Here is a 26,997-nt window from a genome sequence, read left to right on the forward strand (position 1 = left end):
ATTGGCCCTGGCATTAAGTCGTCATGTATCGGTCCCTGAATCGCTACGTGACCGAGAAATGGCTCGCCAGTATGTTCGATCTTCACTGCATGATTTACAGGACGACCGGGCAGAGGATGTGGCAAAAATGCTTAGTATGGCAGCACGGCGTGCCTACAACACTCCTGAAAGTACGTTCTCGGTAGATATGAAAGTGAAATTAGAAGAAAAGCGTAATCGATTCAAGGTGCGTGGATTGCAGGTGAAATCTTAATTGGACCAAACGGAGTCATTCTTTATACTCTCATGAGGTTATGATTCTACGTGTGAATGAAGCATCTTTGGTCAAGTCATTGAACATGTATCAGACGATTTCTTCAAACCGTTAAATACTTTGTTTGTAATAAACATAAGGGTACTAGATTCAGTCACTGGTTGACTCAATCTAGTACCCTTTTCGTATCATTGTTTATTTTGTTGGGTGCTCCGCTCACGCAGGACCGCGAGCTCGACCTGTTCCTGTAACCGGTTCTCGAATGTCTCTTTCTCTCGACGGAGGAGCTGGACTTCTAAGTGCAGTTTCTGGTTCTCTTCTTCAAGCTGGTCAAGACGGCGTGTACGAGCTTTTAAGTCGTCGACAGCGTCCATAAGACTTTGATTTTGCCGATAGAGCTGGCTACGTTCATCTTCTAGCTTTTTCATGTCTCCTTCTAGATGAAAAACTGTTTTTTTCTGCTCTTTTAGTTCTTCTTTGTTAGACACACGTTCTGTTTCCAATGCGTCTTCAACGATTCTCTTTTCAGCGATTAGTTGGTTGATTTGATCTTGTAATTGAGTGAGTGCAATTTCATGTGACGACACCTTTCGCTCATACTCCTCTTGGAGTCGTTCAGCTTCTGCAATTACGCTTTGTTCAAGGTCATGAATGGTATTTTTATATCGCGCGTTGATTCGCTCATGTTCTTTTTGTTGCGTTTCTAGTCGAGTGATTCGTTCTCCTTGACGACTAAGGGGTCCGGTGACTGTTTATCGGCCAATGATATTAATTGCTCGAATAATTGGTTGGTTGATATTTGACGTTGCTCCATTAAACGCTGAATATGTTCTTTCACTTCTTGTGACACGCGGAATGACGTCACCTTGGTCTCGTTTGATTCCAATTCTAATCCCTCATTTGGTTATTATTTTGTATACAGCATATGTAGTTCCTATATTTAAATCATTTAAATACAAGTTGTTATAAAAAAGAGTCACTCATAAACTGGCACTTTGTGGTGTAGGAAGGTATACATTTCGACGTCGAAATGTATACCTTCCTACACTTTTTACTTATGAGAATGTCTCAATAGTAAGCTAGTAGTCGAATCATCTATTTAATCCTAGCGACTAAGCAACAAAACGCTTAAGACAATTCCTACTTTGTTTTATTACATCATATAAGAGATGACAGTAGTTAACAATTTAAAGCTGTATGAGGTCAAAATAAAAAACATACAAAATGGACACGAATATATAGATTGACAAATAACGTTTACATTCGTGAACTCAAATCGATTACAAATGTAAACGAAAAGAGAGGAGAAAAAATGCTTTCGAAATTTCAATTATCTGATTTGCAAATGGTTAATCACTCTACGCAGCCTGTAGTCTTAAAGTTCACCGCCGATTGGTGCCCGGGATGCCGTCAGCTCGCACTACTATTTGAAAGCGTTGCTGAAGGATATCCAGATGCGTTTTCTAGACAAGAATATAGCCAATGAAGACTGAATAGCGAACCCAAAAACATAATGGTTGACAGTCGAAGTTTACGATTGTAAACTGAAAACAAATAAAACGTTTACGATTGTAAACTTAAAATTGGAGGTTAGACAAATGGCTGAACATGTCGAAAAACAAATCACGGATTCAGAATGGGAAGTCATGCGTGTCGTTTGGGCCCAAAAGCACGTGACCAGTAAAGAAATCATCGAGGTATTGGAAAAGAAGATGAGCTGGAAGCCTGCGACGACGAAGACATTCATTGGAAGGCTCGTGAAAAAAGGGATGCTCTCAACCGAGGCCGAGGGGAAGAAATTCATCTACTCCGCGAACGTCGTTGAAGGTGACGTCATCAGAGAGACGTTACACGATCTACTCGATCATATCTGTGACAGGGATGTCGGTAACACAATCGGAACGATGATCACACAGGCGACACTGAGTGTACAGGATATCGAGAATCTCAAAAAAATCCTTGAGATGAAGGAAAGTGAAGCGGTGGAGGACATTCCATGCACCTGTACCCCGGGTCAATGCAGATGTCAGGACCATTCCTGTGGATCCAGACATTGAGTTTGAAATGATGTCATGAAGGTAGTGAATAGGAGGAGATTCAAGATGAAAAAAACGATTTTAACGATTAAAGGTATGTCATGCGCTCATTGTGTCAACAAAGTCGAGTCAGCACTTGAAGGTCTGAATGGGGTTGAAAGTGCGAAAGTCAACTTAAAGAAAGGCATTGCAAAAGTGAAGTACGATGAAACACGACTAGATGTGAATGAATTTAAAGAAGTTGTGGGCGAGGTCGGTTACGAAGTCGAATCAGCCCAATAATAATGGAGGTAAGACGATATGGAGAGTAAGACATTTGCCGTGGAAGGGATGACCTGTGCGTCCTGCGTTCAGACAGTTGAAAAAGCAACAAAAAAATTGCCTGGCGTAGTGACCTCCAACGTCAACCTAGCGACTGGGAAATTGAGCATTCATTACGATGAGACGAAAATCTCGCCGCTGGATATTCAGACGACCGTCGAGAAGGCTGGCTACAAGGCCTCAACCGAGACCGAGCAAAGATCATTTGTCATCACAGGGATGACTTGTGCCTCGTGTGTGCAGACGATTGAGAAGGCCACGAGGAAAATGGTGGGTGTGACTGAGTCGAATGTGAACTTGGCGACAGAAAAATTAGTTATTCGATATGATCCTCAGCTGGTGACTGTATCAGATGTCATCCGAGTGGTGGCAAACGCCGGATATGAGGCAAGAGAAGATCAAGAATCAGCGGATAGTCAAGATACCGAGAAAGAAAAGAAACTGAAAAAAATTCAATCGATGTGGAACCGATTTGTAGGGTCGGCGATTTTCACGATTCCATTACTCTATGTGGCGATGGGGCATATGATCGGCCTACCCCTACCGATGGCATTGCATCCAACGATGAACCCAGAATTGTTCGCTGTCTTGCAGCTCATGATGACCATCCCAGTGATGTTATTCGGATGGAAATTCTTCTCCGTCGGATTTAAGACATTGTTCCGAGGGCATCCGAATATGTATTCACTTGTCGCCCTAGGGACGAGCGCAGCCTTCTTCTATAGCGTCGGTGCCACCATGGCTATCCTCTCAGGTTATGAGGGATACGTGAATAGCCTCTACTATGAGACAGCCGCAGTCATTCTCACGCTGATCACATTAGGTAAATATCTTGAAGTCCGGTCGATGGGTAAAACATCCGAAGCGATTGAAAAATTGATGGGACTGGCACCTAAGACGGCAAAGGTCGTCCGCAACGGACAAGAGTTAGAAGTATCAATCGACGAAGTCATCGTCGGCGACACGATTATCGTAAAGCCTGGTGAGAAGATTCCGGTGGATGGCGTGGTTCTATCAGGTAATACGTCTGTAGACGAATCCATGCTGACCGGTGAAAGTATCCCTGTTGAAAAAAATGTGGGTGCTCAAGTCATTGGTGCCAGCATCAACAAGAACGGGATCATCCAATACCGAGCCACGAAAGTCGGTAAGGATACAGCGCTATCTCAAATCATCAAATTGGTCGAGGATGCACAGGGCTCTCGAGCTCCTATCGCAAAACTGGCCGATATCATCTCCGGATACTTTGTACCGATTGTCATCGTCGTCGCGATCCTTTCAGGAATTGCATGGTATTTAGGCGGTCAGACCGGCCTCTTCGCCTTGACGATCACGATTTCAGTACTGGTCATCGCCTGCCCTTGTGCACTAGGTTTGGCCACACCAACAGCAATCATGGTGGGTACGGGCAAAGGTGCTGAGAATGGTGTGTTGATCAAGAGTGGCGGCGCCTTGGAGACGACCCATAAAGTCCAGACGATCGTGTTCGACAAGACAGGGACGATCACTGAAGGAAAACCGAAAGTGACAGATATCGTGACAGTGAATGGACATCAAGAAGATGAGTTGTTACGCTTGACAGCTTCCGCTGAAAAAGGGTCTGAACATCCATTGGGCGAAGCAATCGTAAGAGCGGCAGAGGACAGAATGATGCGTGTCATGGATATCGATCGTTTTGAAGCCATCCCAGGGCACGGGATCGAAGTCCTGATCGACGGAAAAGTCTTGCTTGCCGGAAACGGAAAATTGATGAAAGACCGCGGCATCTCACTGGATGTCCTTGAAGGCGCTTCAGACAAACTCGCACACCAAGGCAAGACGCCGATGTATATCGCGATTGACCAACAAATCGCAGGGATCATCGCTGTCGCAGACACCGTCAAAGAAAACAGTCGTAAAGCCATTCAGAAACTTCAACGAATGGGTATCGAAGTAGCCATGATCACCGGAGACAACAAAGGTACGGCCATGGCGATTGCGAGACAGGTCGGGATCGATCGGGTACTGAGTGAAGTGTTACCTGAAGACAAAGCGAACGAAGTGAAGAAGTTACAGGCCGAAGGGAAGAAGGTCGCAATGGTCGGTGATGGAATCAATGACGCACCAGCCTTGGCCCAAGCAGACATCGGAATCGCGATCGGTTCGGGTACTGACGTTGCGATCGAATCTGCAGACATCGTCTTGATGCGAAGCGATTTGATGGATGTACCTACAGCTGTCGAATTGAGCAAGTCAACCATCCGCAATATTAAACAGAACCTGTTTTGGGCATTTGCCTATAATGTCATGTGTATCCCGTTTGCGATGGGGATTGTTTATCTACTTGGTGGGCCCTTATTGAACCCGATTCTTGCTGGAGCGGCCATGAGTTTAAGCTCAGTCTCGGTCCTGGTGAACGCACTCCGTTTGAAACGATTCCAGCCTTCGATGATCAAATAAAAGGAGGAATTGGGATGGATAGAGATCTACAGCTCGAACTTTACACGCGTCCGACGTGTTCAGATTGTCAGGATGCCAAAAAATACTTAAAAACAATCTCAGTCTCTTATGTGAACAAAGATGTGGGTGTGAACCTTGACCTTGAACAAGAAATGGTAGCGATATCAGGGAATCGAATCGTACCACTGTTTGTCTTCTACAAAAAAGGGATGCTCAGAAAAAGAAGAGTAGTGAAGTACTTTGTTGGCTTCGAGAACAACAAAGAAGAGATTCTAACATTGCTACGATAAGCAACGATAGCTCACTCTCAGAACCTGTTGAAAGCGTGTCGCGCAATGAGGGACACGAACATAAGGTGGCGAGGGTGTAAAAAAATCGATACTTTTACACCCTACCCATGTATGGTAATTAAATAATCAGGAGGAACATATAATGAAAAAATCAACATTTCAGGTAGCGGGTATGTCTTGTGGATCTTGTATCAATAAGATTGAAGGACACGTTGGAAAGTTAGCGGGTATTGAATCAGTGAAGGTCAATCTTTCGGCGGGAGAGGTGGACGTGACGTTCGATGAAAGCCAACTCACACTTTCTGAGATTGAAACCGCAATTCAAGAGACTGGCTACGAGGTAACGGAGGCGACCGTTAAAATCGGTTGTTCTTGCTGCAAGTAATGGAGGTCGAGTGACGGTGCGATCAAGGACTACACAAAGGAGTGTTAAACGTGAAAGACCATGGACATCATCATATGAAGAACTTGACGGGAAATGAAGTGTCTGTAGAAGCTAAATATGAATTCGGGAAAATCAGTATCGAGTTAAAGGATCAACATCAGCAAGCCCCGGAACTCGAAGTCAGCCATGAAAAGGAATTCCATTTGATTCTCGTGAACGAAGACCTAACTGAGTACCGACACCTCCATCCGTTTAAAAAGGGTGAGGGTCGATTCGAGCAACCCGTCCAACTTGAGGCAGGGGCGTATAAACTCTTCGTGGATATTCAGCCTAAGGGACTGGCATATCAAGTGAAGCCGGTTCACTTACAGATTGATCATCAGTCCTCTTCCTCTATCGAATCGTCACTTAAAGTGGATGAGCGTCTGACGAAGACGATCGAAGGTCATACCGTCGAGCTGTCGATTGACTCTTTAAAAGCGCATGTCCCGACTGTCTTCAGCTATGACACCAAAGAAAGTAACCCGGAGCCATACCTTGGAGCACTTGGTCATGTCGTCATCTTGGATGAAGCCGGAGAACAGTTTATCCATGTGCATCCTTCTTCTCATGATACGACGGAATTTGAGACGGTCTTCCATAAACCTGGCCTATACAAGGTCTGGGCCGAATTCCAGTTCCATGGGACTGTGCACACCTATCCTTTCGTCATTCGTGTCTCAGATTGACCATGAGCGACCCATGGTTCCTCGTTGGGTCGCTTTCCTGTAATCGTTGTAAGCATAATTTTCGAAGGAGAGGACTCAGATGATAGAAAGTGAGCGGCTGGACACTCATGGTGATCGAAAAACCAAGATGAAATTCATCCTTCTACTCGCGTTACCAGCGGTTGCCGAGAATTTTTTCCAAACGTTGCTCGGATTTGTCGATACGCTGTTCGTCTCAAGAATCGGCCTAGCAGAAGTGTCAGCGGTAGGAGTGACGAATGCCATCCTCGCCATCTACTTTGCTGTCTTTATGGCAATCGGTGTGGCAGTAAACGTTTATGTCGCCAATAACTTAGGCGCAGAACGAATCGAGCGCGCGAGACATATCGCGCAGCAGGCCATCGTCCTATCTGTCGTGGTCGGGGTGACCTTTGGGGTCGTGACGCTATTTTTCGCTGAGCCTCTCCTGCGGTTGATGGGGGTGGAGAATGACGTTTTAGAAGCTGGTAGCACCTACTTCAAAATTGTCGGGATCCCATCGATCGTGATGGCATTGATGTTTGTGCTCAGTAGTATCTTACGAGGTGCGGGAGATACAAAATCACCGATGAAGGTGAGCATCGTCATCAATGTCGTCAATATTGTGCTCGACTATATGTTGATTTTCGGTTTTTGGATCATCCCCGAACTTGGTCTCGTCGGAGCGGCACTCGCGACCGTCATCGCCCGGCTCGTCGGGACGCTCTTATTGATGAACTATATTCGTAAGACGGAAGTGATCGCCTTCAGGAAAGATTTCTGGAGACCGGATCTCGAACACCAGTTGGAGCTCGTGAACCTTGGAAGCCCGGCGGCTATCGAGCGATTGATCATGAGAGCCGGACAGATCGTGTATTTCGGATTCATCGTGGTACTCGGGACGAATACCTTCGCCGCGCATCAAATTGCAGGGAATCTAGAGGTGTTCTCTTATATGTTGGCATATGGTTTCGCGACAGCAGCAACCATTCTCGTCGGTCGCAACATCGGAGCGGGAGACCACGAGACCGCCAAAGAATATGCCAGATTGAGCACGTTCATGGCGATGGGCTTCATGTCCTTATTCGGGGTCGTCTTATTCTTCTTCGGAGGATGGGCAGGTTCACTTTTCACCGACGATCCCCAAGTCATCAAAGACATCGATGTCGCGTTAAAAATAGCAGCGGTCTTCCAGCCTTTCCTAGCAGTCGTCCTTGTATTGACCGGTGGATTCCAAGGAGCGAACAATACGAAGTTTCCAATGTATCTGACCACGATCGGTATGTGGGTGATCCGGACTGGGGCAGTATATGTATTGGCGATTCAGATGCAGATGGGCATTGCAGGAGTGTGGATCGCCATCGGTCTAGACATCATCTTTAAGGCGATCGTCCTTTGGATTCAATTCAGCCGAGGGCGTTGGATTGTAGCGGAATCCGAACCACAGAAACCCTGTCATCCCCAAACCAAGCATGAAGACGTGCGATGTATAAATAATTACTAACACTGGGCTAGAAATTGTAGGAAAGAGCAAAGTTGTTCTTTCCTTTTATCTTTTCTGAAAAAGTTAGTGAACTACTCACCACTTATTTGCTTCGCAAATTGAAGTGGGAGCTTCTTGGGAAGATCGTACTTTTACTAGCTACGATTATTGACCAAGCTCGTCGGGTGGTTCCCACCCTGAAAGAATTCGTTTTAGTTTGCCAACATCAGAAGATTGATGCTCGCATTGATGTCTCGATCATGGTGAGCGCCACAGGTACACGTCCATTCGCGGACATCCACTGTTTTCTTCTCGCCTGATTTAGTTAAAGGAGATGAAAGGATGGAGAGGCTGAAGGAGATGCTTCGTAACGAATACGTCAAACACGCGTCGGACCGGCCGTTCATCGTCGCCATCGATGGGCTGAGCGGATCTGGGAAGACGACGATGGTCGAGCAGTTGCGCGACCTTGCGAACGATGTGATGGTCTTTCATATCGATGACTTTATCGTCGAACGGTTCAAGCGTTATGGGACTGGTGAATCGGAGGCGATGGAATATTATGCGCGCCAATGGGACGTCGACTTGCTCGTGGAGACGTTGTTCAAGCCGCTACAGGAAGGGCAAGCGAAGTTGACATTGCCCTATTATGAGCGCGAACGAGATGAGGTCATCGACCGAACGGTAGAAATTACACCGAACGGACTTGTCCTCATCGAAGGCATCTTTTTGCTGCGTGACGAATGGCGGAATTATTTTGATTACGTCGTCTACCTCGATTGCCCTCAAGAGGTCCGCTATGAGCGGGTATTGCATCGCGATACATACATCGGTGACTTGGCAGAGCGGCTCGACAAGTATACGCGACGTTACTGGCCAGGAGAAGCGCATTATCTTGAGACGGTCAACCCGAAAGGCAAGGCCGACCACATCGTTCAAGCGGGTTGACGCATCCATATTCAAGTGGATGCGTTTTTGTTTTGGATGGTTTTTACAAATAAGTTGTTGACAGTCAAGTGTATTACGGTAATAATACAGTCAGATAGTGTATTAGTCGCATCATACACTTAGAGAGGTGGCCTATGATCATTCAATTCAACACGAGAGCCCCCGTCTATATCCAAGTCGTCGATTACTTCAAAAAGAAGATGGCGCTCGGAGAATTACAGGCGGGCGAAGAAATGCCGTCGCGTCGCGAACTCGCGACCGAACTGAAAATCAATCCGAACACCGTCCAAAAGGCGTTCAAAGAGATGGAGGAACAACAATTGATTACGACCGAACGGAACCGGCCGAGCCGCGTCACGACCGATGAACATGTTCTGAAACGAATCCGCACGGAGCTCGTCGACGAGGCGGTCGCCGTCTTCGTCGAATCGATTCAAGAGCTCGACGTCACGATGGATGAGCTTGTTGATAAAATCAAACGGCAATATGGGGAGGGGAATCTCGATGATCGAAGTACTGGGAGTTAAGAAGCGATACCGTAAAAAGCAAGTGCTCGAAGACGTGTCGTTCACGGCACAAAAAGGGGAAATCACGTGCCTCATCGGATTGAACGGGACTGGGAAATCGACGATTTTAAAAGGCATCATGGGGCTCACTCCGTTCGACCGCGGTACAGTGTTAATCGATGGAAAGCCGCTCGATTTGAATCGCGTCGCGTTCGTTCCGGACCATTCGACGTTCCCGACTCACTTCACGATTGAACAGTGTGAGGCGTTCATGCGCGACTTTTATCCGAAGTTCGATTCGAAACTGTTCGCCCGTCTCGTCGACGAGTTCAAGCTGTTCCCGGAAGACAAGTTGAACGAGCTGTCGAAAGGGACGCTCGCGAAAGTGAATTTGGCGCTCGGCATCGCGCAAGATCCGGACTACTTATTGCTCGACGAGCCGTTCTCGGGCATCGACGTGTTCTCGAAAGAACAAATCGTCGCGTTATTCTCGAGTGATGTGATGGAAGACCGCGGCGTGCTGATTACGACGCACGAGATTGACGATATCGAATATTTGGTCGACAAGGCCGTCATGTTGAACCGGGGACGAATCGTCCGCGAGTTCGATGTCGAGGACGTCCGCTTCATACATGGGAAGTCGATCGTTGATGTCATGAGAGAGGAGTACGGGGCATGAACGTGTTGAAACTAATCGGATGGGAAGTCGAACGGGTGACGAAACCATACCTCATCTTGATTTCACTGCTCGTCGTCACACAGTTCGCATGGCTCGGCTATTTCTTATGGAGCGAGACAGCGCTGTATGAAGAGATTCGCCGTACCGGGACGCCGGATTACGTGTTGACGTTCGGGAACTACATTGGGGGCACTCCGTTCATCTTGTCGATTGGATTTGCCGTCGCGGCGATGCTCTTGTATAGCTTTTGGATTTGGTATCGTGATTTCCAAGGCCGCGGCACGTTCATGATGCGCTTGTTGCTCATACCGCAACAACGGATGCTCGTCTTTGTTGCGAAGCTCGCGACAATGACCTTGATGGTGCTCGGACTCTTATCGGTTCAATGGATCGCCCTTAAGCTTCAGTACATATCGTTCACCGAATGGTTCGATTCGCAAATGATTCCGGTGCGTGGAACGTTCGAACATGCGATTCGCTCGGATGGAACGCTGTATGTCATGTATCCGGCCTCACTCGTCAACTTTCTGATTCATCAAATGCTCGTCGTGCTCGTCATCTTGTTCATCTTCACGTTCGTGTTGATGGAGCGGAGTCTCTGGCAACGTACATTATGGGCGCCAATCCTCGCGATGCTGATGCTCGGGATGCTGATCGTCGTTCCTGTGACGGTGTTCTTCTTTTTAGAAAACCGGTTGTTCATGGATGAGATGGTGTTTGTGGTTATCCTCGGTTTGATTGGATGGGTGTCTGCAACAATCTGGATTGGTCGTCGCTACTTGACGAAAAAACTAAGTGTGTGAGGTGAGTAGATGAAACGATTATGGAATGTAGCCGTGCTCGGTGCGATTGTGCTCATCGGTCTTGGGACGTTTGCTTTCGATATGCGGGACACGAAAGCCGAGTGGGAGTTGGCCGTCACGTCGAATCCGGACCTTTGGGAAGAGCAAACGATTAGTTTATTTTCTGGCACAGAAGAAGAAGGTACGACGGAACGATTTATATTGACGACCGATGGGAGTCGTGTGACGACCAATTTGAATTATATCGAAGAAGCGTTGGCATATGATGACGAGATTGACTCGTCCGTGCGCAGGTTTTATCGACAGCTCTCGGGTCTAACGTTCGTGCAATCCATTCGGACACCTGATGGCTATATCGGGGTTGGCCAGAATGGTAACACGGAGATTGCGGTATTCCGATTGAACGGAGAAGACGTGACCAAACAAGTCTTCGGGAAAGACGTCAGTGGTTCGTCGGAACTCATGGATAGCCCTTGGGCTGGAATGTTCGTTCGTGAAGGAAACATACACGTCATTTACCGAGACGGGTACGGGGAAAATCCAGTCACGAAAATCGCCATGCTCGATGAAGGCGACAAACAAATCAAGATTGAAACCGTCGAGCTTCAAGATGAGGCCGTTTCATCTGTGACCGGTACGTCGTGGGCCTTCCGTCCTTATATGGCGACGATTGCGCCCGACAACCGATTCATTCCGGTTGGTATGACTGAACAGACATCGGTTACCGAAAACGGAGAAACGTATTTGAGTGAGCAAGAAAAGATGGGGATTCATGCATACGATGTTGATACGAAGCAAGTGGTCGAATTGACGCCGGACGGAGACATGTGGAATGCGACCGTCTATGAAGACCAATTGATTGCCTTACAAGAAGACGGAACCGAACTCGTCGTCGACTTGAAGACAGGGAAGCAATCGACGCGGCCAGTTATCGATGGTTCGGTCGGCACGACGTCATACGTCGACGACCAACTGTATCATGCTCGTCCGACGAAAGAAGGGGCCGTCATCGACGTCTATCAAGATGGAAAAGCCATCTCGAGCGCTGTCGTGAAAGCGACGAACAATGCGGCGAAAGCGTTAGTGTCCGACACGGAATATTATGTACAATAACAAATAACCGAGAGGCGGCCGCCTCTCGGTTATTTTGATGGTTTCGGGATGATGACCCCTTCTTCTAAATCGAGCAACAAATCGATCAGCTCCGCACAAAATTCGGGGAACTGGTCGAGGAACGCACCTGGGCCGACCTCGTCCGTGAAGTCGATGTATAAATCCGATACGTTGCCGGCCATCTTCGCCGGGAGGGCGAGAAACGCCGATCCGAAACGCCAGCTGCCGCGAATGTCGAGCAGTTTCCCGAGCATGATGTCACCGACTTCACGTTTTTCAGGGAGGTTGACGCGATACGTCTCCTTCGTCTCCCAGTCGCGAAGACCGTCCTCGGTCACTTCAAAGACTGAACAGCGCGGGACGGCGAGTCCGCGGAGCGCGTGATACAGGGCCGGGGACATGTCCGCCTTATGGTCCGCTAAATAGCGACCGTGCGGCGTCATCCCGTCCTCGTCCGTCTCAAAGAAGACGGCCCAATCGATGAATAGGTCGCGGAACAGTTCGGCGTCTTTCAAATGCCATGTGCCTTCCGAGGCGATTTCTTGAATATAGTTTGTCCATTGCGTGCTCCGTGCGAGTGCCGCTTGCTCATATAATTTCTTCAGCTCGGCCAGCAATTCGGACTCTTCCACAAGCAATGGGAATGGAATCACTTTCCGGTCTTTTTTCATCGACGTGGTCCTCGCTTGTTCGCAGGGCGCTTGATGACTTTCGGTTTGTCTTCGATGCGTTTCTCGATGACGTCACCGCGGTAAATCTCGAGCTCCTTCAATTCGACGCCGAGTTGACGGGCGAACGCCTTCAAGTGCTTCAAGTCCTCATCGGTCACGAGTGAGAGCACAGTCCCGGCCGCGTTTCCACGAGCCGTCCGGCCCGAGCGGTGAATGAAGTCGTCAATCGATTCGGGCAAGTCGAAATGGACGACGTGCGTCACTTCTTCGATGTCGAGGCCGCGAGCGGCAAGGCCCGTCGTGATGAGGAGCGGGTACTCGCCTTTGCGGAATTCACGGAGCGTCTCGACGCGTTCCCGTTTGCCTTTTAAGCTGTCGAGCATGCGATAGTTCACGTTCATCTTCTCGAGCTCTCCTTTTAAAGGCGGCAAGAACGAGCGGTTGTTGATGAAGGCGAGCGCTTTGACACCGTCGACGTGAGACAGACGGCGGAGTAGCTCCGGCTTGTAGCGGCGTGTCGTCAACATGTAGCCGAACGTCACTTGGTTATTCACGGCCCGCTCGATTTTAATGTGAGCCGGTTCATTCAAGAACGGTGCGGCCCAGGCGTTCAACGAATCCGTCAACGTCGCTGACACGAGCGCGATTTGGCGATTTGCTGCCGTATGCTTGATGATTCGCTCCGCGGTCTCGGTCAACCCGCTGTCGATGATTTGATCCGCTTCATCGAGAATGACCGTATGCGTCTCATGCAACTTCAATTTCTTCTTTTCAATCAATTCGACGAGACGTCCCGGCGTCCCGACGATCAAATGCGGTTTTTTCTTCAATCGGTCGATTTGACGCTTCAGCTCAACCCCACCGATGAACGAGGCGATGCGGACATCACCTTTCTCCGTGAAGCGTTGGGCGACGTTTTGAATCTGCATGACGAGTTCTCGTGTCGGGGCGACGATGACGACTTGGATGCGTTCGTTCGTCGGGTCGATTTTCTCGATTGCCGGTAACAAATAGGCGAGCGTCTTCCCGGTGCCGGTCGGCGCCTCGATGGTCACGTCTTTGCCGTCAAGCAAGAGCGGGAACGCTTCTGCTTGGACCGGCATTGGTTCAGTGAAGCCGAGGCGCTCCCAGGCTTCATTAATAAATGGTTTTGTAAAGTTCATATCAGTTCTCCTTATCGTTGGGCAAAAACAAAGGAAGCATAAGCGCTCCCTGTCTCAAATATAACGAACATGTTCGGTGTCGCCGTCAAATGACGAGCGCAGTGTCTGGGTATACGTTTGGCCGTCTTCGATGAGCGAAATGTGCACATCGATTCCGTCGGCTGTCCGTTCGATGCCTTCGAGCGTGAACCCTTGGTAGACGCGGTACTGTAACTCCGTCACCAACTGCTCATACGGTTTTAACTCGGGATGCGTCGCGACGACATCAATCGGTCGTGAGACGAGCGCGACGAGTAAGCTGTCTCGATAATCGATGAAATCTTCGTTTTCGATGTCATCATCGAAGCGAATCCAAAATCCTGCATCTTCAAATTCTGTAATGAATCCGTCACGCGATTCTCCGGCTGAATCGACTTTAAGTGAAATTCGATCACCGACTTTCAAGTCGTGCTCAGGTGTCAATGGTTCATACGTCATGGGAAGAACCCCTTCCTCTTCTACAATGTTCTGCCTTCATTGTGTCTGAAATGCGTCAAAAATTCAAGTTCTATCCCTGAAGTGTGAGGGACATCACACCTAAATCTGTATACTTCGTCACAGAAAGCAAAGAGGAGTACAGATGACGCCGAAGACTTGCAACCATGGGCATCATCTGTTTCAAATTTGAGTGATGGCCTAGTATAACAGATAGTGAAGCGCTTACAAACGGCGAGGCGTATCAACGTTCATTAGATTGTTACAACATTCACAAGTTCGTAATACATCTTGTTCACTTTTTCACGTACACTCATATTATAGAAAGCAGGCAGTTATCTCAACCTATGAGGAGTGACCAACCATGGCAACCGAAATCAAATCAGCGTGGTCAGGATTTGTTCCTGGTCAATGGACGACGGAAGTGAACGTCGGGGAGTTTATTCGATTGAACCGGCACGAGTATACGGGAGACGATCGTTTCTTGGCAGGGCCGACGGAGGCGACGGATCGTCTTTGGGCACATGTGATGGAATTGACGAAACAAGAGCGAGAACGTGGCGGGGTTTGGGATGTCGATCAACATACGCCATCGACCATCATCTCGCACGGACCAGGATACTTAGACAAAGCGTTAGAGAAAGTCGTCGGCGTTCAGACGGATGAGCCGTTCAAACGCTCAATCCACCCGAACGGCGGGATTCGGATGGTCGATGCGGCACTCGAATCGTACGGGTTCGAGCCGGATCCGCAGATCACCAAAATTTATTCGGACATTCGGAAGACGCATAACCAAGGTGTCTTCGATGCGTACACGCCTGAAATGCGTGCGGCTCGGAAATCGGGGATCATTACGGGTCTTCCTGATGCATACGGACGCGGACGCATTATAGGAGACTATCGTCGCGTCGCTCTTTATGGTGTCGACTTCTTGATGGCTGAACGGAAGAAAGATTTGGCGAAGCGTGGTGGCTTCTTGTCTGAAGCCGATATTCGGACACGCGAAGAAATGTCGGAACAGCTCCGGGCGCTCCAAGAATTGAAACAGCTCGGTACGGCGTACGGGTTTGACCTCGGCCGTCCGGCGGAAAATACACAAGAGGCGTATCAATGGGTGTACCTTGCTTATCTCGCAGCCGTCAAAGAACAAAACGGGGCCGCCATGTCACTCGGACGCGTTTCGACGTTCCTCGACGTCTATGCAGAGCGTGACATCGAAGCTGGTCGTTTGACGGAGTCGGATGTCCAAGAAATCGTTGATCACTTCATTATGAAGCTTCGAATCGTCAAGTTTTTACGGACACCAGACTATAACGAACTGTTCTCCGGTGACCCGACATGGGTGACCGAGTCAATCGGTGGCATGAGTGAAGACGGTCGCTCGAACGTGACGAAGAGCTCGTTCCGCTTCCTCCATTCGCTCTCAAACCTCGGCCCGGCTCCTGAGCCGAACTTGACGGTGCTCTGGTCAACGAGATTGCCAGAAGGGTTCAAACAATACTGCGCGAAGATGTCGATTGAGACGTCGGCTATCCAATATGAAAACGATGATCTCATGCTTCCGACGTTCGGTGACGATTATGGCATCGCCTGCTGTGTGTCGCCGATGAAAATCGGGAAACAGATGCAGTTCTTCGGCGCTCGCGCCAACATGGCGAAAGCACTCCTCTATAGCATGAACGGGGGACGCGATGAGAAGAGCGGCGACCAGATCGCACCGGCTTGGGAGATGAACACGGAAGACGTCCTCACGTACGAAAAAGTGTACGCTGACTTCGACCGGACGCTCGATTGGCTCGCTGAACTATATGTCAACACGCTCAACGTCATCCATTTCATGCACGACAAATACGCGTACGAACGTATCGAGATGGCGCTCCACGACCCTGAGATTTTACGGACGATGGCATGCGGCATCGCCGGCCTCTCGGTCACAGCCGACAGCCTGTCAGCCATCAAATATGCGACCGTGAAACCGGTCCGAAACGAACAAGGCATCGCCGTCGACTTCGAGACAGAAGGCGACTTCCCTAAATTCGGCAACAACGACGACCGTGTCGATGCGATCGCCGTCGAACTCGTTGAATCGTTCATGGAAAAAGTACGCAAGCATAAAACGTACCGTGATGCGCTCCATACGCAGTCGGTCTTGACGATCACATCAAACGTCGTCTACGGCAAGAAGACAGGGAACACACCAGACGGACGTCGCGCCGGCGAACCGTTCGCACCAGGTGCGAACCCGATGCACGGCCGGGATACGAAAGGGGCAGCCGCGTCGCTCTCATCAGTCGCGAAACTCCCGTTCGAACACGCGCAAGACGGTATCTCCTACACGTTCTCGATCGTCCCGAAAGCGCTCGGTAAAGAAGAAGTGGCACGTGAACTCAACTTGGCGGCACTCCTTGACGGTTATATGGGCGGGGCACATAAAGGCCATCACTTGAACGTCAACGTCTTCAACCGTGAGACGTTGCTCGATGCGATGGAGCATCCGGAAGAATATCCACAGCTCACGATCCGTGTCTCAGGTTACGCGGTCAACTTCATCAAGTTGACACGCGAGCAACAGATCGACGTCATCAACCGGACGTTCCACGGTTCACTGTAAACAAAGGCTTGGCGGCCTTCACTCGAGGGCCGCTCATTCGTTAGGAGGTCATTTCGATGACAATGGGATATGTACACTCGGTCGAATCGTTTGGAACCGTTGACGGCCCGGGAATTCGTTTTATCGTCTTTTTACAAGGTTGTGCGCTGCGTTGCCTCTATTGCCATAACGCTGATACGTGGGATTTCAAAAAGAATAACCATCGTTCGGCCGAGGATGTCATTCAAGAAGCGCTCAGCTATCGTCCGTTCATGGAAGCGTCAAAAGGCGGCATCACGATTTCTGGGGGCGACCCGCTCGCGCAGCCAGAGTTTTTAGAGGCGCTGTTGCGTGAAGCGAAGAAACACGGGCTCCATACGACACTCGACACGTCAGGTGCACTCCGTCCCCCTAACTTGGACGCGATTTTGGACCATACCGATCTCGTCTTGCTTGATATTAAACATATCGACGATGACATGTGTAAGAAACTGACAGGACGGAGCAACGTCAACACGCTCGCGCTCGCGGAGCACTTATCCGAGCGCGGAACGAACATGTGGATTCGCCATGTCCTCGTCCCGGAATGGACACTCGATGAAGATGCGCTCCGCCGCACGGCAGCGTTCATTCAAAAACTCGATCACGTCGAGAAAGTCGAAATCTTACCGTACCATGAGATGGGCGTCTACAAATGGGAGGCGCTCGGTCTCGACTATCCGCTCAAAGGGATTAAACCCCCGACGACGGAACAAGTCGAATGGGCGGAAGGGATCTTACAAGGAACCGTTTAAAAAACTGCGCAGACCGTCATCATGGTCTGCGCAGTTTTCTTATAGATGCTTTTGATTCACGTGTAGACGGATGGCGGTCTCATCGAGCGGGCGTTTGGCGACGCCGGTCTCGACGGCCGCGGTAGCGACCGCGACGGCTACGGCCGGTGCGACGCGTTCATCGAACGGACTCGGGATGACGACCCCGTTCGTCAAATCTTCCTCGGTCACTAGGTCGGCAATCGCATGGACGGCGGCTTCCTTCATTTCCTCATTGATTTCGGTCGCGCGAACGTCAAGCGCGCCGCGGAAAATGCCTGGGAAGGCGAGGACGTTGTTCACTTGGTTGGCGAAGTCCGAACGGCCGGTCGCCACGACGCGGGCGCCTGCGTTTGTCGCGAGTTCCGGCATAATCTCTGGAATCGGGTTCGCTAGGGCGAAGATGATTGGGTCGACGGCCATCGAACGGACCATGTCTTCCGTGACAGCCCCGGCCGCCGAGACGCCGATAAAGACGTCGGCCCCTTCGAGCACGTCGGCGAGCGATCCTTCGTGTTGCTTCCGGTTCGTCGCGTTGGCGATTTGGTCTTTGAACGGGTTCATCCCTTCGACGCGTCCTTCGTAAATCGCGCCTTTCGTGTCGCAGATGACGAGGTCCTCGACACCGAAACGCTTCAATAATTTGGCGATGGCGATGCCGGCTGCACCGGCCCCGTTCATGACGACGCGGAGTTCCGGCATCGTCTTATCAACAAGGCGTAGCGCGTTGACGAGACCGGCCAAGACGACGATGGCCGTGCCGTGTTGGTCGTCATGGAAGACGGGAATCGGAAGCGATTGTTTCAACCGAGCCTCGATTTCAAAACACTCGGGTGCTTTGATGTCTTCTAAGTTGACCGCGCCGAACGTCGGTGCGAGCAGTTCGACCGTCCGAACGATCTCGTCGACGTCATGCGTGTCTAGGCAGATGGGGAATGCATCGACCCCGGCGAAGCTTTTGAACAAGACGGCCTTCCCTTCCATGACCGGGAGGGCGGCCTCAGGTCCGATATTCCCGAGACCGAGGACGGCGCTGCCATCTGAGACGACGGCGACCGTATTGGCCCGGAGTGTATAGTCATAAGATAATTCTTTATCGTCAGCGATGCGTCGGCACGGCTCGGCTACACCCGGTGAATAGGCGAGGCTGAGCGCCTCTTTCGTGTCGACGTCGACTTTCGGTGTCGTTTCCAATTTTCCGTGATGGAAAGCATGCATCTCGAGTGCGCGTTCATTCAATGTTTTCATGTCTCTCTCCCTATGGCTAAAACGATTTTATCTATGGCGATTCGTGTATATTGTAACGAAGTAACCGCTTTCTTTCGAGGGGTTTGTGCACATTCAATGGAACAATTTCTGAACGTATGTTCATAAATATCGGACTCGTGTTAGGATATGGTACTAATCGAAGCCGTAAAAAGAAGGAGACACGGCTATTTCCGTGTCTCCCGATTCGTTATGCTTTCGTCTTTCGTTTCTTCTTCTCGGCGATGCGAGCTGCTTCCGCTTGTCGTTTCTCGGCGTAGCGGAGTTCGCGCTCGAGTTTGACGAAGCTTTGATACCGTTTCGCATCGAGCGTTCCGGATGTGATGGCGGCTCGGACGGCGCAGCCCGGTTCGTTGCCGTGCGAACAGTCGCGGAACCGACACGCCTCGGCGAGCGTCTCGATATCGCGGAACGTATCGTCAAGGTGGTCGGCCCCGTCCCAAAGTCCGAACTCGCGCATCCCGGGCGTGTCGATGACGAACAAATCGTCAATCTGGAACAGTTCGCGATGCGTCGTCGTATGCTTGCCGCGTTCATCGCTCTCGCGGACGGCCTGTGTCTCGGCGACGGTCGTCCCGGCGAGCGCGTTCGTCAGCGTCGATTTCCCGACACCGGACGAGCCGACGAGGACGATGGTGCTTCCGCCCGGCAGTGCGGCTCGCAACGCTTCCACGCCGTCCCCAGTGACTGCACTGACAGGAAAGACGTCGACCCCAGGAACCGTCAACGTGAGCTCGTCGACGAGGGCATCTGCGCTGTCGACTTGGTCCGATTTCGTCAAGACGATGAGCGGTGTGGCGCCGGTCTCCCATGCGGCGAGCGAATAACGTTCGAGGCGGCGCAGGTTGAAATCGTGGCCGCACGCCATCGTGATTAAAATGAAATCGACGTTCGCGCAGATCAGCTGTTCGCGCGTCTCGTTGCCGGCCGCTGCCCGTGAAAGGACAGTGCGTCGTTCAAGGAGACGTCGAATCAAGCCTTGACCATGCTCGCGAACGGTGAACTCGACATAGTCGCCGATGACGGGATAGTCGCGCTCGCTCTCGGCCTCATGCCGAAATTTTCCGGAGACGCTACACGTGTAGGTTTCGTTCTCTGTCGTGACGGTGTACATATGTTGGAACTGTGCCGTGACACGTCCCGTTGTGCTTGTTGTTTGATTCAAATAGAATCCTCCTTTTAGTAGTGGAGGACAGTCGCCCTCCGATTGGCTGACAAGGTCGGTAATGCATGGATTACGGTGCTCATAAAACATCATCCTTTCGTTGTTCGATAGCAGTAGTATACCACATCGATTGAGAACGCTAACATCTCAGTCTTCAGACCGAGGGAAAACAGGTCTTCCGCTCGTCGCATCCCGAAAAATAACGTATTATGATAAGAGTGTACTTAACGAGGAGGGATGACAGATGAATCGCCAGGTGAAGCAAGTGCTGTTCATCGTGGCCGCGATCTCTTTAGTTCTCGTTCTAATCGGCTTTTTACCAAATATGATCTTATTTGGTTTGGGGGCGCTCTTAGCACTGTGGGCTGGAGTCAGATTCATGGCTGTGACACATGTCGGCGCGAAAATCGGTTACGGCGCACTCGCCGTAGTCGGGATACTCACGGTATTGTCGAATATTTGGGCGTTAATCGGAATTTTGGTAGCATGGGTCCTGTTTAAAGGGTATATGATGTATGCCAACCAAAAGCGGGATGTCGAGATTTTTAACGCGGACGGGTCGCGTGCGAGCGGAAGTAGCTTTCAATCGTTTGACCAAGTCTGGCAGAAGTTTGTAAACCGTCGCTAAGATTCACAAGGAGGATACGATGATGAAGACACCATTTGACCAGTTTCGTGATTTAGCTAATGAGTTGACGAAAGAGTTATCGAAAGAAATGAAGAAGTATCAAGATAAAGAGGCACCGCGCTCGAGCGGTGAAGCCGAGTTGAACCGTCACATCCGTGGCGCTGAAAAAGAAGCGTTGTCGGTCGAACGCCTCGTCGAGCGTCAAAAAACGTTGCTTGATGAATTGGCGACAAAACGTGATGACGCCAAACAGATGGCCGATAAGCGATACGAGCAGACGGAATTGGCGAAAAAAGCGGGTGAAGAGAAGCTTGCCGAACGGGCCGCTCTTGAGTCGAAGCACTACGGGGAACAATACCGCTACTTCGAAGGGTTGATCGATGAAGGAACGCGTGAACTCGATGCCCTCGAGCGTCGTGCCCTCGAGATGCGTTTGAAACTCGATGAGATGCAAAACAAACGTTACGAGTTTGCGATGCGTCAAAACATGGACTTGTTGAAAGGGGCACTCGACCAAATTTTCGGAGCAGACACGTCGAAATCGCATCCGTTCACAGAAGAGGAAGAGAAGAAAGAGTCAACTCCAGAAGAATCAATCGATTCGGCAGACGAAGATGACTTTGAAGCAAAACTGAAAGAACTTGAGCGTCGTTTCAAACAAGACTGACGCGACGGTTCAGCGATGGTCCGAGATGGATTCGGGCCATCGCTTCTTTGCTTCATATTACATATCGGGAGAGGAGGAAGCCGGGTGGAACGTTGGAACACACGCCAAATTATCGGATTTATGATTATCTTATTTGCCATCGGTCTATTCATCGACATCATCACTGGCGGCAATAGCATTTTGTTCAGCATGATTTTACCGTTACTTTTGCTTTACATCGGACGTCGCTTTAGCCGGAAAGGCAACCAGCCGGTCAGCTATGTCTTTTATGGCATCGGTGGCATCATGCTCGTCGGACTCATCTTCTCATCGGCCGCTTTCGGATTTGTCTTGTCAGGACTCTTACTCATGTTCGGATATCGTCTTTATAAAAATCGTCCAATCGAATCGAATCGATTCCGCACACACCTCCGGCAAGAACAGGCGTTTTCGTTCGGCACAAAAGAGTCGGGACATTACGTGTTGAAAGACACGAACGAGTTCTTCTTGCTGCGTGACGTCGAAATGGACTTGTCTCGCGCCATCATCCCGGAAGGAGAGACGTTCTTACTATTGAACGGACTCGCTGGTGACGTCCGGATCTTGATTCCGGCAGGGTACGATTATTCGATTGATGCCTCGATTGGATTTGGTAAGATTCAAGTCGATGAATCGAACTATTCGCCGGTGTTCAATCGCCGTTTCTATACGGCGTCGGACGACTATCCGACGGCGACGCGCAAAGTCCGGATTCATATCGTGCTCATGAGCGGAAGTGTCGAGGTGATGACGGTATGAAAAAAGATTCTTACCCAAGGACGGTCGTCTGGCATCAACTATTTAGTAGCTTGTTGACGGCGCTGTTCGTCACATTAGCCTTTTTAATAGGTGACTCGACTTCACTCCGAGATTTGTTCACGCGTGAAGAAGGGTTGCCTTTCGGTGTGTCCATCCTCGTCATCGCCGTTTTGATTGGCAGTGTGTTCGGGGTCGGGTCCTACTTTTACTTACGCCGCGATTTTCGGGAAGTCGCGAACGCTTTATGGAAACTAGAGAACCAAAAAGAAATTACGTTTCGTCCGCTGTCCCCATATCGTGACACGTTAGAACGAATCGTCCGCATCAGCAAACAACGGACCGAAATGGTCGAAGTCGCCAAACGCGTCGGGGATCGTCCTGTCAGCGTCGAGGAGGCGCGGAGTGAAGCGGTCGTCGAAGAGCGTCGCCGTGTCGCCCGCGAGTTGCACGATTCGGTCAGTCAACAGTTGTACGCCATCTCGATGATGACGACGGCAGCGAAGCAGACGATTGACGTCAAACCGGACGTCGCCGCCAAACAGATTGCACAAGTCGAGGTCATGGCCCAAACCGCCCAAGCCGAGATGCGTTCGCTTCTTTTGCAACTGCGTCCGGTCGAGCTCGAAGGGATGACGCTGAAGACCGGGATTGAACGGTTGTTAGAAGAGTTGTCTCGTAAACAATCGACGGAACTCGTCTGGCGGCTCGAAGAAGTTCATTTGTCCCGTCACACGGAGAACGAACTGTTTCGCATCGTCCAAGAAGCGATTAGCAACACCCTCCGTCACGCCAAGGCGAAGCGGCTCGAGATTGAGATGCGGACCGTCCAACAGACGGTCATCTTGAAAATCAATGATGACGGCATCGGGTTTAATGTCGATGATACACAAGTCGCCTCATATGGCTTACAATCGATAAGAGAGAGAACGGCCGAGGTCGGTGGGACGTTACGTCTCGTCAGTGTGCCTGGTGCCGGTACTCAAATTGAAGTGCGCGTGAAACAACAAGTGGAGGGATTGGAATGATTCGAGTCGTATTAATTGATGACCACGAGATGGTCCGGGCCGGGGTGTCGGCTTTCTTGTCGACACAACCGGACATCGAAGTCGTCGGCGAGGCCTCCGACGGGGCGACGGGCGCGGAGCTCGCGATCGCGGAGAAACCGGATGTCGTCTTGATGGACCTCGTCATGGAGCCGGTCGACGGGGTCGAGTCGACGAAACGCATCAAAGCGAGTTGGAAAGAAGCGAAGATTTTAGTCGTCACGAGTTTCTTAGACGATGAAAAAGTGTACCCGGTCATCGAGGCGGGGGCGATGAGTTACGTCTTGAAGACGGCGAACGCCAACGAGATTGCCGACGCGATTCGCCAGACAGCGGCGGGGAATCCCGTCATGGCCGCGCAAGTGACCGGTAAGATGCTCGAGCGTCTCCGTCATCCAGAAACGACGCTTCATGAGAGTCTGACGGCACGGGAACGTGAGATTTTACAACTGATGGCTGAAGGGAAAGCAAATCAAGTCATCGCCGATGAATTGTACATTTCGCTCAAGACGGTGAAGACACACGTGTCGAACATTTTGACGAAGCTCGACGTATATGACCGGACCCAAGCCGTCGTCTATGCGTTCCAGCACAACTTGGTGAGCAAATGAGCGGTGTCGTGATTCCGACGTTAGAAACGGAACGGCTGACGTTGCGGCCGCTCGAGGTGGTCGATGCAGGTCGGCTGTTCCCAATCTTTTCGAACGCGACCGTATTGAAGCATTACGGCATGGAGCCGCACGCCACAGTGGATGAGACGGTTCAAATGGTGACGAACATGGTCGAGGGGATGCGGGCGGGGACGGTCATCCGTTGGGGAATCGTTCGCAAAGACGACTTGACGTTGATTGGGACCATCGGCTTTCATAATCTCGTTCCACGCCACCGCCGCGCCGAGGTCGGATATGAGATTCACCCGGACTATTGGCGTAACGGCTATGCGTCCGAGGCGTTGCAAACGACGCTCGACTATTCAAGCCGCGTGGCAGCGTTTGATCGAATCGGGGCAGTCGTCTATACAGAGAACGTCGCCTCACAACACATGCTTGAGCGGAACGGGTTCATACGCGAAGGCACGCTCCGACACTACATGCACCAAGATGGCAGGGCACATGACGTTTATATGTATAGCTACATACACGAAAGGCAGGATCACGAATGATCCTGCCTTTTAGCGTTTCTGGGCCTCTATTTGTTCGTCAATTTCTGATAGGTATTCCCATCGTTCCATCTTCGAATCGAGCGCTTCTTTCAACGTCGAGATTTCGGCATAAATCTCATTCACTTTTCCGATGTCGCTCCCGGCATCGGCCAAGCGTGCCTCAGCTGTCTCGATGGCAGACTCGATTGAGGCGATGTCGTCCTCAATCGTTTCCCATTCCTTCTGTTCTTTGAACGTGAATTTGACGACGTCCGTCTTGACGCGTTCTTTCTTCTCTTTCGGTTCCTTTTTCGCCTGCACCTTCGTCTCGACGAGCGAGGCTAAATAGTCGCTATATTCGGCATGATAGACGTTGATTGAGCCGTCTTCGAACGCGATCAGTTGGCCGGCGATTCGGTCTAAGAAATAGCGGTCGTGGCTGACGGCGATGACGGTTCCGGGGAAAGATTCCAAATAGTCCTCGAGAACGGATAACGTCTCGGTATCGAGGTCGTTCGTCGGTTCGTCCAAGAACAAGACGTTCGGCTCGTCCATCAAAATGCGGAGAAGGACGAGACGTCGTTTCTCGCCACCGGACAGCTTCGCGATCGGTTTATATTGCGCATCCGGTGTGAATAAGAACCGCTCGAGCATTTGGCTCGCCGTAATCGATTCACCGTCCGGGGTGTGAATCACTTGCGCGATGCGTTCGATTTCATCGATGACACGGCGTGACAAGTCCTCGAATTCGACTTGTTGCCCGTAATAGCCGAGATGGACCGTCTCGCCATGCACGACCGTGCCGGACGTCGGCTCGAGCCGCTTGGCGAGGAGGTTCATGAGCGTCGTCTTACCACTTCCGTTCGGGCCGACGATGCCGTACCGTTCACGGCGACCGAACAACCAGTTGAACTCACGGATGATGGGCGTGTCGTCATATTGGAACGACAGGTGTTCGACTTCAATCACCTTTTTCCCGAGACGGCGCGATCCGACGGATACCTCGAGTACCTCGTCTTCGGCGAGCGACTCCTGATGCTTCAAGTCTTCGACGCGTTGAATCCGGGCCTTTTGTTTCGTCGTCCGTGCTTTGGCGCCACGTCGGAGCCAAGCGAGTTCACGTCGCAGGATGTTCTGACGTTTTTGTTCCATCGATTGCGTCCGCGCTTTTCGTTCGGCCCGTTTCTCGAGAAACAGCTCATAGTTCCCGTCATAGAAATAGCTCGTCCCGTCCGCAATCTCCAAAATGTGGTTCGTGACACGATTTAAGAAGTAGCGGTCGTGCGTGATGAGTAGGATGGCACCACGATAGTCCGCGAGCACCGTCTCGAGCCAAGCGATCGTATCGGCGTCGAGTTCGTTCGTCGGCTCGTCGAGTAAGAGCAAGTCCGCTTCGTCGAGCAGCGCCGCAGCGAGGGCGACCCGCTTTTGTTGACCACCCGACAGAGAACTGACGTCAGCCGTCACGTCCGGAAGTCCGAGCCGGTTTAAAATCGATTTTAATTTCGCCTCGGTTTCCCACGCGTCAGCGGCATCGACAGCTTGTTGGGCTTTCATGAACCGCTCGAGCCGCTGCTCGCTCGCCGGATCGGCTTCGAGTTGTTGCCGCGCCTGTTCATATGCTTTTAACGCCAGGACGGACGGAGTCTCGCTCGTGAACAGCGCATCTAAAATGGTTTGGTCAGGTGCGAATTCGACCGTCTGTGTCAAATAACGGATTCGGTAGTCGTTCGGGTGTTGCATCGTGCCGCGGTCGGCCGTCTCCACCCCGGCAATGATTTTCATAAAGGTGGATTTTCCAGAGCCGTTGACGCCGATGATGCCAATCCGATTCCCTGGGTGAATCGTCATCGTTACGTCGTCGAATAGGACTTTATCGGCAAACTCTTTATGGATCCCTTCGATGGTGAGTAAACTCATGACACATCTCCTTCTACGATTTGACGAATCGCGGCTTCGACCGTGGCGGCGACTTCCTTATTCGGGATATCGGCCGGATCGATGGCCGGAAGGAACGTCACGTCAACCGTGCCGGGCGTGATACGGTTTTTCGTCTCGAGTAGATGGTGGCTACCTTGAATCGCGACCGGGACGATTTTGGCACCGCTCGAAGTGGCAAGTGTCAGACTGCCGGCTTTGAATTCTTTCATCGGTCCGCCTTTCGAGCGTGTGCCTTCTGGGAAGATGATGATGGACTGTCCGGACTTAATCGTCTCGACGCCAGAGCGAATCGCCTTGATGGATTGCCGGCGGTCACTCCGGTCGATAAAGATACAACCCATCAGCTCCATCCAACGCGGGATAATTGGGAATTTTTGAACTTCGATTTTTGAAATGAACGCTTTCGGGTGTTTCGTCGCCGTGATCATAATCGGGACGTCGAAGTTTCCTTGGTGGTTCGCGACGTAGACGACCGGTTCGTTCGGGATGTTTTCGAGTCCCTTCACACGAACGTTCGCCCCGGCAACCTTTAATAAAAAGGTGGCCCATTTATAGGCGATGTCTTGCACGTAGCGATAGCGGGCCGGTACCTCGATCGTGCTTGCCTTTTTTAAAAACGGCAATGTCACTGGAAGTACGGCAAAAAATGAGAAAAACCAAATAGCGGTGCGAATCATA

General features: G+C 50.8%; 30 protein-coding genes and 1 pseudogene. 22 read left to right on the plus strand and 9 right to left on the minus strand.

From position 1 onward, the window contains the following. A partial coding sequence (locus KNP76_RS05930; RefSeq protein WP_214843515.1) for a hypothetical protein occupies window positions 1-253 on the plus strand: 253 nt, incomplete at its 5' end. Between the two features lie 188 nt (window positions 254-441). Here KNP76_RS05930 and KNP76_RS05935 read toward each other — a convergent pair. Continuing rightward, window positions 442-681 carry a hypothetical protein gene (locus KNP76_RS05935; protein ID WP_058765841.1) on the minus strand — a complete coding sequence of 80 codons (240 nt, stop codon included), beginning with the start codon at window positions 679-681 and terminating at the stop codon, window positions 442-444. Window positions 682-1,598: 917 nt separating this feature from the next. Here KNP76_RS05935 and KNP76_RS16040 point away from each other — a divergent pair. The 8 genes from KNP76_RS16040 (at window position 1,599) to KNP76_RS05975 (ending at window position 7,953) form a co-directional block, all read left to right on the plus strand. Further along, complete coding sequence (locus KNP76_RS16040; RefSeq protein WP_353047513.1) at window positions 1,599-1,739, plus strand: thioredoxin domain-containing protein; 141 nt, start codon at window positions 1,599-1,601, stop codon at window positions 1,737-1,739. A gap of 112 nt (window positions 1,740-1,851) precedes the next feature. Beyond that, window positions 1,852-2,310: a CopY/TcrY family copper transport repressor gene (locus tag KNP76_RS05945; protein WP_029336169.1), complete on the plus strand. Its 459-nt coding sequence runs from the start codon at window positions 1,852-1,854 to the stop codon at window positions 2,308-2,310. Between the two features lie 45 nt (window positions 2,311-2,355). Further along, window positions 2,356-2,571 carry a heavy-metal-associated domain-containing protein gene (locus KNP76_RS05950; RefSeq protein WP_029336168.1) on the plus strand — a complete coding sequence of 72 codons (216 nt, stop codon included), beginning with the start codon at window positions 2,356-2,358 and terminating at the stop codon, window positions 2,569-2,571. Window positions 2,572-2,589: 18 nt separating this feature from the next. Beyond that, window positions 2,590-5,049 (plus strand): heavy metal translocating P-type ATPase, encoded by a 2,460-nt coding sequence (locus tag KNP76_RS05955; RefSeq protein ID WP_214843517.1) that lies wholly within the window; start codon window positions 2,590-2,592, stop codon window positions 5,047-5,049. Window positions 5,050-5,063: 14 nt separating this feature from the next. Further along, window positions 5,064-5,339: a glutaredoxin family protein gene (locus KNP76_RS05960; protein WP_029336165.1), complete on the plus strand. Its 276-nt coding sequence runs from the start codon at window positions 5,064-5,066 to the stop codon at window positions 5,337-5,339. 142 nt (window positions 5,340-5,481) lie between these two features. Further along, window positions 5,482-5,724 (plus strand): heavy-metal-associated domain-containing protein, encoded by a 243-nt coding sequence (locus tag KNP76_RS05965; RefSeq protein WP_051627724.1) that lies wholly within the window; start codon window positions 5,482-5,484, stop codon window positions 5,722-5,724. 50 nt (window positions 5,725-5,774) lie between these two features. Further along, window positions 5,775-6,452: a hypothetical protein gene (locus KNP76_RS05970; RefSeq protein WP_235420268.1), complete on the plus strand. Its 678-nt coding sequence runs from the start codon at window positions 5,775-5,777 to the stop codon at window positions 6,450-6,452. A gap of 127 nt (window positions 6,453-6,579) precedes the next feature. Beyond that, the gene (locus KNP76_RS05975) at window positions 6,580-7,953 is read left to right on the plus strand and encodes an MATE family efflux transporter (protein ID WP_251137369.1); all 1,374 of its coding nucleotides are present in this window, start codon (window positions 6,580-6,582) and stop codon (window positions 7,951-7,953) included. Between the two features lie 191 nt (window positions 7,954-8,144). Here the strand turns inward: KNP76_RS05975 and KNP76_RS05980 are convergent. Further along, window positions 8,145-8,249 (minus strand): annotated as a pseudogene (locus tag KNP76_RS05980) (zinc ribbon domain-containing protein); the annotation flags it as partial. A gap of 25 nt (window positions 8,250-8,274) precedes the next feature. On the opposite strand from KNP76_RS05980, the gene KNP76_RS05985 reads away from it, so the two are divergent. The 5 genes from KNP76_RS05985 (at window position 8,275) to KNP76_RS06005 (ending at window position 11,981) form a co-directional block, all read left to right on the plus strand. After that, a complete protein-coding gene (locus tag KNP76_RS05985) occupies window positions 8,275-8,880 on the plus strand; it encodes a kinase (protein ID WP_214843522.1) in 606 nt (201 codons plus the stop codon). 134 nt (window positions 8,881-9,014) lie between these two features. Beyond that, complete coding sequence (locus KNP76_RS05990; RefSeq protein ID WP_034808399.1) at window positions 9,015-9,407, plus strand: GntR family transcriptional regulator; 393 nt, start codon at window positions 9,015-9,017, stop codon at window positions 9,405-9,407. Next, complete coding sequence (locus tag KNP76_RS05995; protein ID WP_034815796.1) at window positions 9,385-10,065, plus strand: ABC transporter ATP-binding protein; 681 nt, start codon at window positions 9,385-9,387, stop codon at window positions 10,063-10,065. The genes KNP76_RS05990 and KNP76_RS05995 overlap by 23 nt, the downstream gene beginning before the upstream one ends. After that, the gene (locus KNP76_RS06000) at window positions 10,062-10,868 is read left to right on the plus strand and encodes a hypothetical protein (RefSeq protein ID WP_214843524.1); all 807 of its coding nucleotides are present in this window, start codon (window positions 10,062-10,064) and stop codon (window positions 10,866-10,868) included. Before KNP76_RS05995 ends, KNP76_RS06000 begins: the two co-directional genes overlap by 4 nt. Before the next feature lie 9 nt (window positions 10,869-10,877). Then, the gene (locus tag KNP76_RS06005) at window positions 10,878-11,981 is read left to right on the plus strand and encodes a hypothetical protein (RefSeq protein ID WP_214843526.1); all 1,104 of its coding nucleotides are present in this window, start codon (window positions 10,878-10,880) and stop codon (window positions 11,979-11,981) included. A 29-nt stretch (window positions 11,982-12,010) separates the two neighbouring features. Here KNP76_RS06005 and KNP76_RS06010 read toward each other — a convergent pair whose 3' ends face one another. From KNP76_RS06010 to KNP76_RS06020, 3 genes are read right to left on the minus strand one after another with little or no spacing between them, the layout of a single operon-like run. Beyond that, a complete protein-coding gene (locus KNP76_RS06010; protein WP_034808408.1) occupies window positions 12,011-12,652 on the minus strand; it encodes a hypothetical protein in 642 nt (213 codons plus the stop codon). Next, window positions 12,649-13,815: a DEAD/DEAH box helicase gene (locus tag KNP76_RS06015; RefSeq protein WP_211779919.1), complete on the minus strand. Its 1,167-nt coding sequence runs from the start codon at window positions 13,813-13,815 to the stop codon at window positions 12,649-12,651. Before KNP76_RS06015 ends, KNP76_RS06010 begins: the two co-directional genes overlap by 4 nt. Window positions 13,816-13,869: 54 nt before the next feature. Then, window positions 13,870-14,292, minus strand: a complete 423-nt coding sequence (locus tag KNP76_RS06020; RefSeq protein ID WP_034803896.1) for a hypothetical protein — start codon at window positions 14,290-14,292, stop codon at window positions 13,870-13,872. A gap of 361 nt (window positions 14,293-14,653) precedes the next feature. Between KNP76_RS06020 and pflB the strand changes: the two genes are divergently transcribed. After that, on the plus strand, window positions 14,654-16,900 hold the full coding sequence (pflB, locus tag KNP76_RS06025) for a formate C-acetyltransferase (protein ID WP_034803894.1): 2,247 nt from the start codon (window positions 14,654-14,656) through the stop codon (window positions 16,898-16,900). 56 nt (window positions 16,901-16,956) lie between these two features. Then, on the plus strand, window positions 16,957-17,673 hold the full coding sequence (pflA, locus tag KNP76_RS06030) for a pyruvate formate-lyase-activating protein (protein WP_211779918.1): 717 nt from the start codon (window positions 16,957-16,959) through the stop codon (window positions 17,671-17,673). Between the two features lie 39 nt (window positions 17,674-17,712). Here pflA and KNP76_RS06035 read toward each other — a convergent pair whose 3' ends face one another. Next, window positions 17,713-18,939 carry an NAD(P)-dependent malic enzyme gene (locus KNP76_RS06035; RefSeq protein WP_211779917.1) on the minus strand — a complete coding sequence of 409 codons (1,227 nt, stop codon included), beginning with the start codon at window positions 18,937-18,939 and terminating at the stop codon, window positions 17,713-17,715. Between the two features lie 208 nt (window positions 18,940-19,147). Beyond that, window positions 19,148-20,122 carry a ribosome small subunit-dependent GTPase A gene (rsgA, locus tag KNP76_RS06040; protein WP_214843528.1) on the minus strand — a complete coding sequence of 325 codons (975 nt, stop codon included), beginning with the start codon at window positions 20,120-20,122 and terminating at the stop codon, window positions 19,148-19,150. Window positions 20,123-20,366: 244 nt separating this feature from the next. Between rsgA and KNP76_RS16105 the strand changes: the two genes are divergently transcribed. The 6 genes from KNP76_RS16105 to KNP76_RS06070 all read left to right on the plus strand — a co-directional run bounded on the left by KNP76_RS16105 (window position 20,367) and on the right by KNP76_RS06070 (window position 24,399). Continuing rightward, window positions 20,367-20,750, plus strand: coding sequence for a lmo0954 family membrane protein (locus tag KNP76_RS16105; protein WP_024371646.1), 384 nt, complete (start codon window positions 20,367-20,369; stop codon window positions 20,748-20,750). Window positions 20,751-20,772: 22 nt separating this feature from the next. Further along, window positions 20,773-21,417: a PspA/IM30 family protein gene (locus KNP76_RS06050; protein ID WP_034803884.1), complete on the plus strand. Its 645-nt coding sequence runs from the start codon at window positions 20,773-20,775 to the stop codon at window positions 21,415-21,417. 84 nt (window positions 21,418-21,501) lie between these two features. Continuing rightward, the gene (liaF, locus tag KNP76_RS06055; protein ID WP_214843530.1) at window positions 21,502-22,194 is read left to right on the plus strand and encodes a cell wall-active antibiotics response protein LiaF; all 693 of its coding nucleotides are present in this window, start codon (window positions 21,502-21,504) and stop codon (window positions 22,192-22,194) included. Further along, on the plus strand, window positions 22,191-23,219 hold the full coding sequence (locus KNP76_RS06060) for a sensor histidine kinase (RefSeq protein WP_024371643.1): 1,029 nt from the start codon (window positions 22,191-22,193) through the stop codon (window positions 23,217-23,219). Before liaF ends, KNP76_RS06060 begins: the two co-directional genes overlap by 4 nt. Further along, entirely contained in the window at window positions 23,216-23,848 is a 633-nt protein-coding gene (locus KNP76_RS06065; protein ID WP_024371642.1) for a response regulator, read from the plus strand. Before KNP76_RS06060 ends, KNP76_RS06065 begins: the two co-directional genes overlap by 4 nt. Window positions 23,849-23,856: 8 nt before the next feature. After that, window positions 23,857-24,399 carry a GNAT family N-acetyltransferase gene (locus KNP76_RS06070; RefSeq protein WP_214843532.1) on the plus strand — a complete coding sequence of 181 codons (543 nt, stop codon included), beginning with the start codon at window positions 23,857-23,859 and terminating at the stop codon, window positions 24,397-24,399. 9 nt (window positions 24,400-24,408) lie between these two features. Here KNP76_RS06070 and abc-f read toward each other — a convergent pair whose 3' ends face one another. Next, a complete protein-coding gene (gene abc-f / locus KNP76_RS06075; protein ID WP_034815777.1) occupies window positions 24,409-26,298 on the minus strand; it encodes a ribosomal protection-like ABC-F family protein in 1,890 nt (629 codons plus the stop codon). Beyond that, a complete protein-coding gene (locus KNP76_RS06080) occupies window positions 26,295-26,996 on the minus strand; it encodes a lysophospholipid acyltransferase family protein (protein WP_214843534.1) in 702 nt (233 codons plus the stop codon). Before KNP76_RS06080 ends, abc-f begins: the two co-directional genes overlap by 4 nt. Window position 26,997 lies beyond the last annotated feature (1 nt).

This window comes from Exiguobacterium sp. s150, assembly GCF_018618435.1.
GTDB classification, from domain to species: Bacteria; Bacillota; Bacilli; order Exiguobacteriales; family Exiguobacteriaceae; genus Exiguobacterium; species Exiguobacterium alkaliphilum.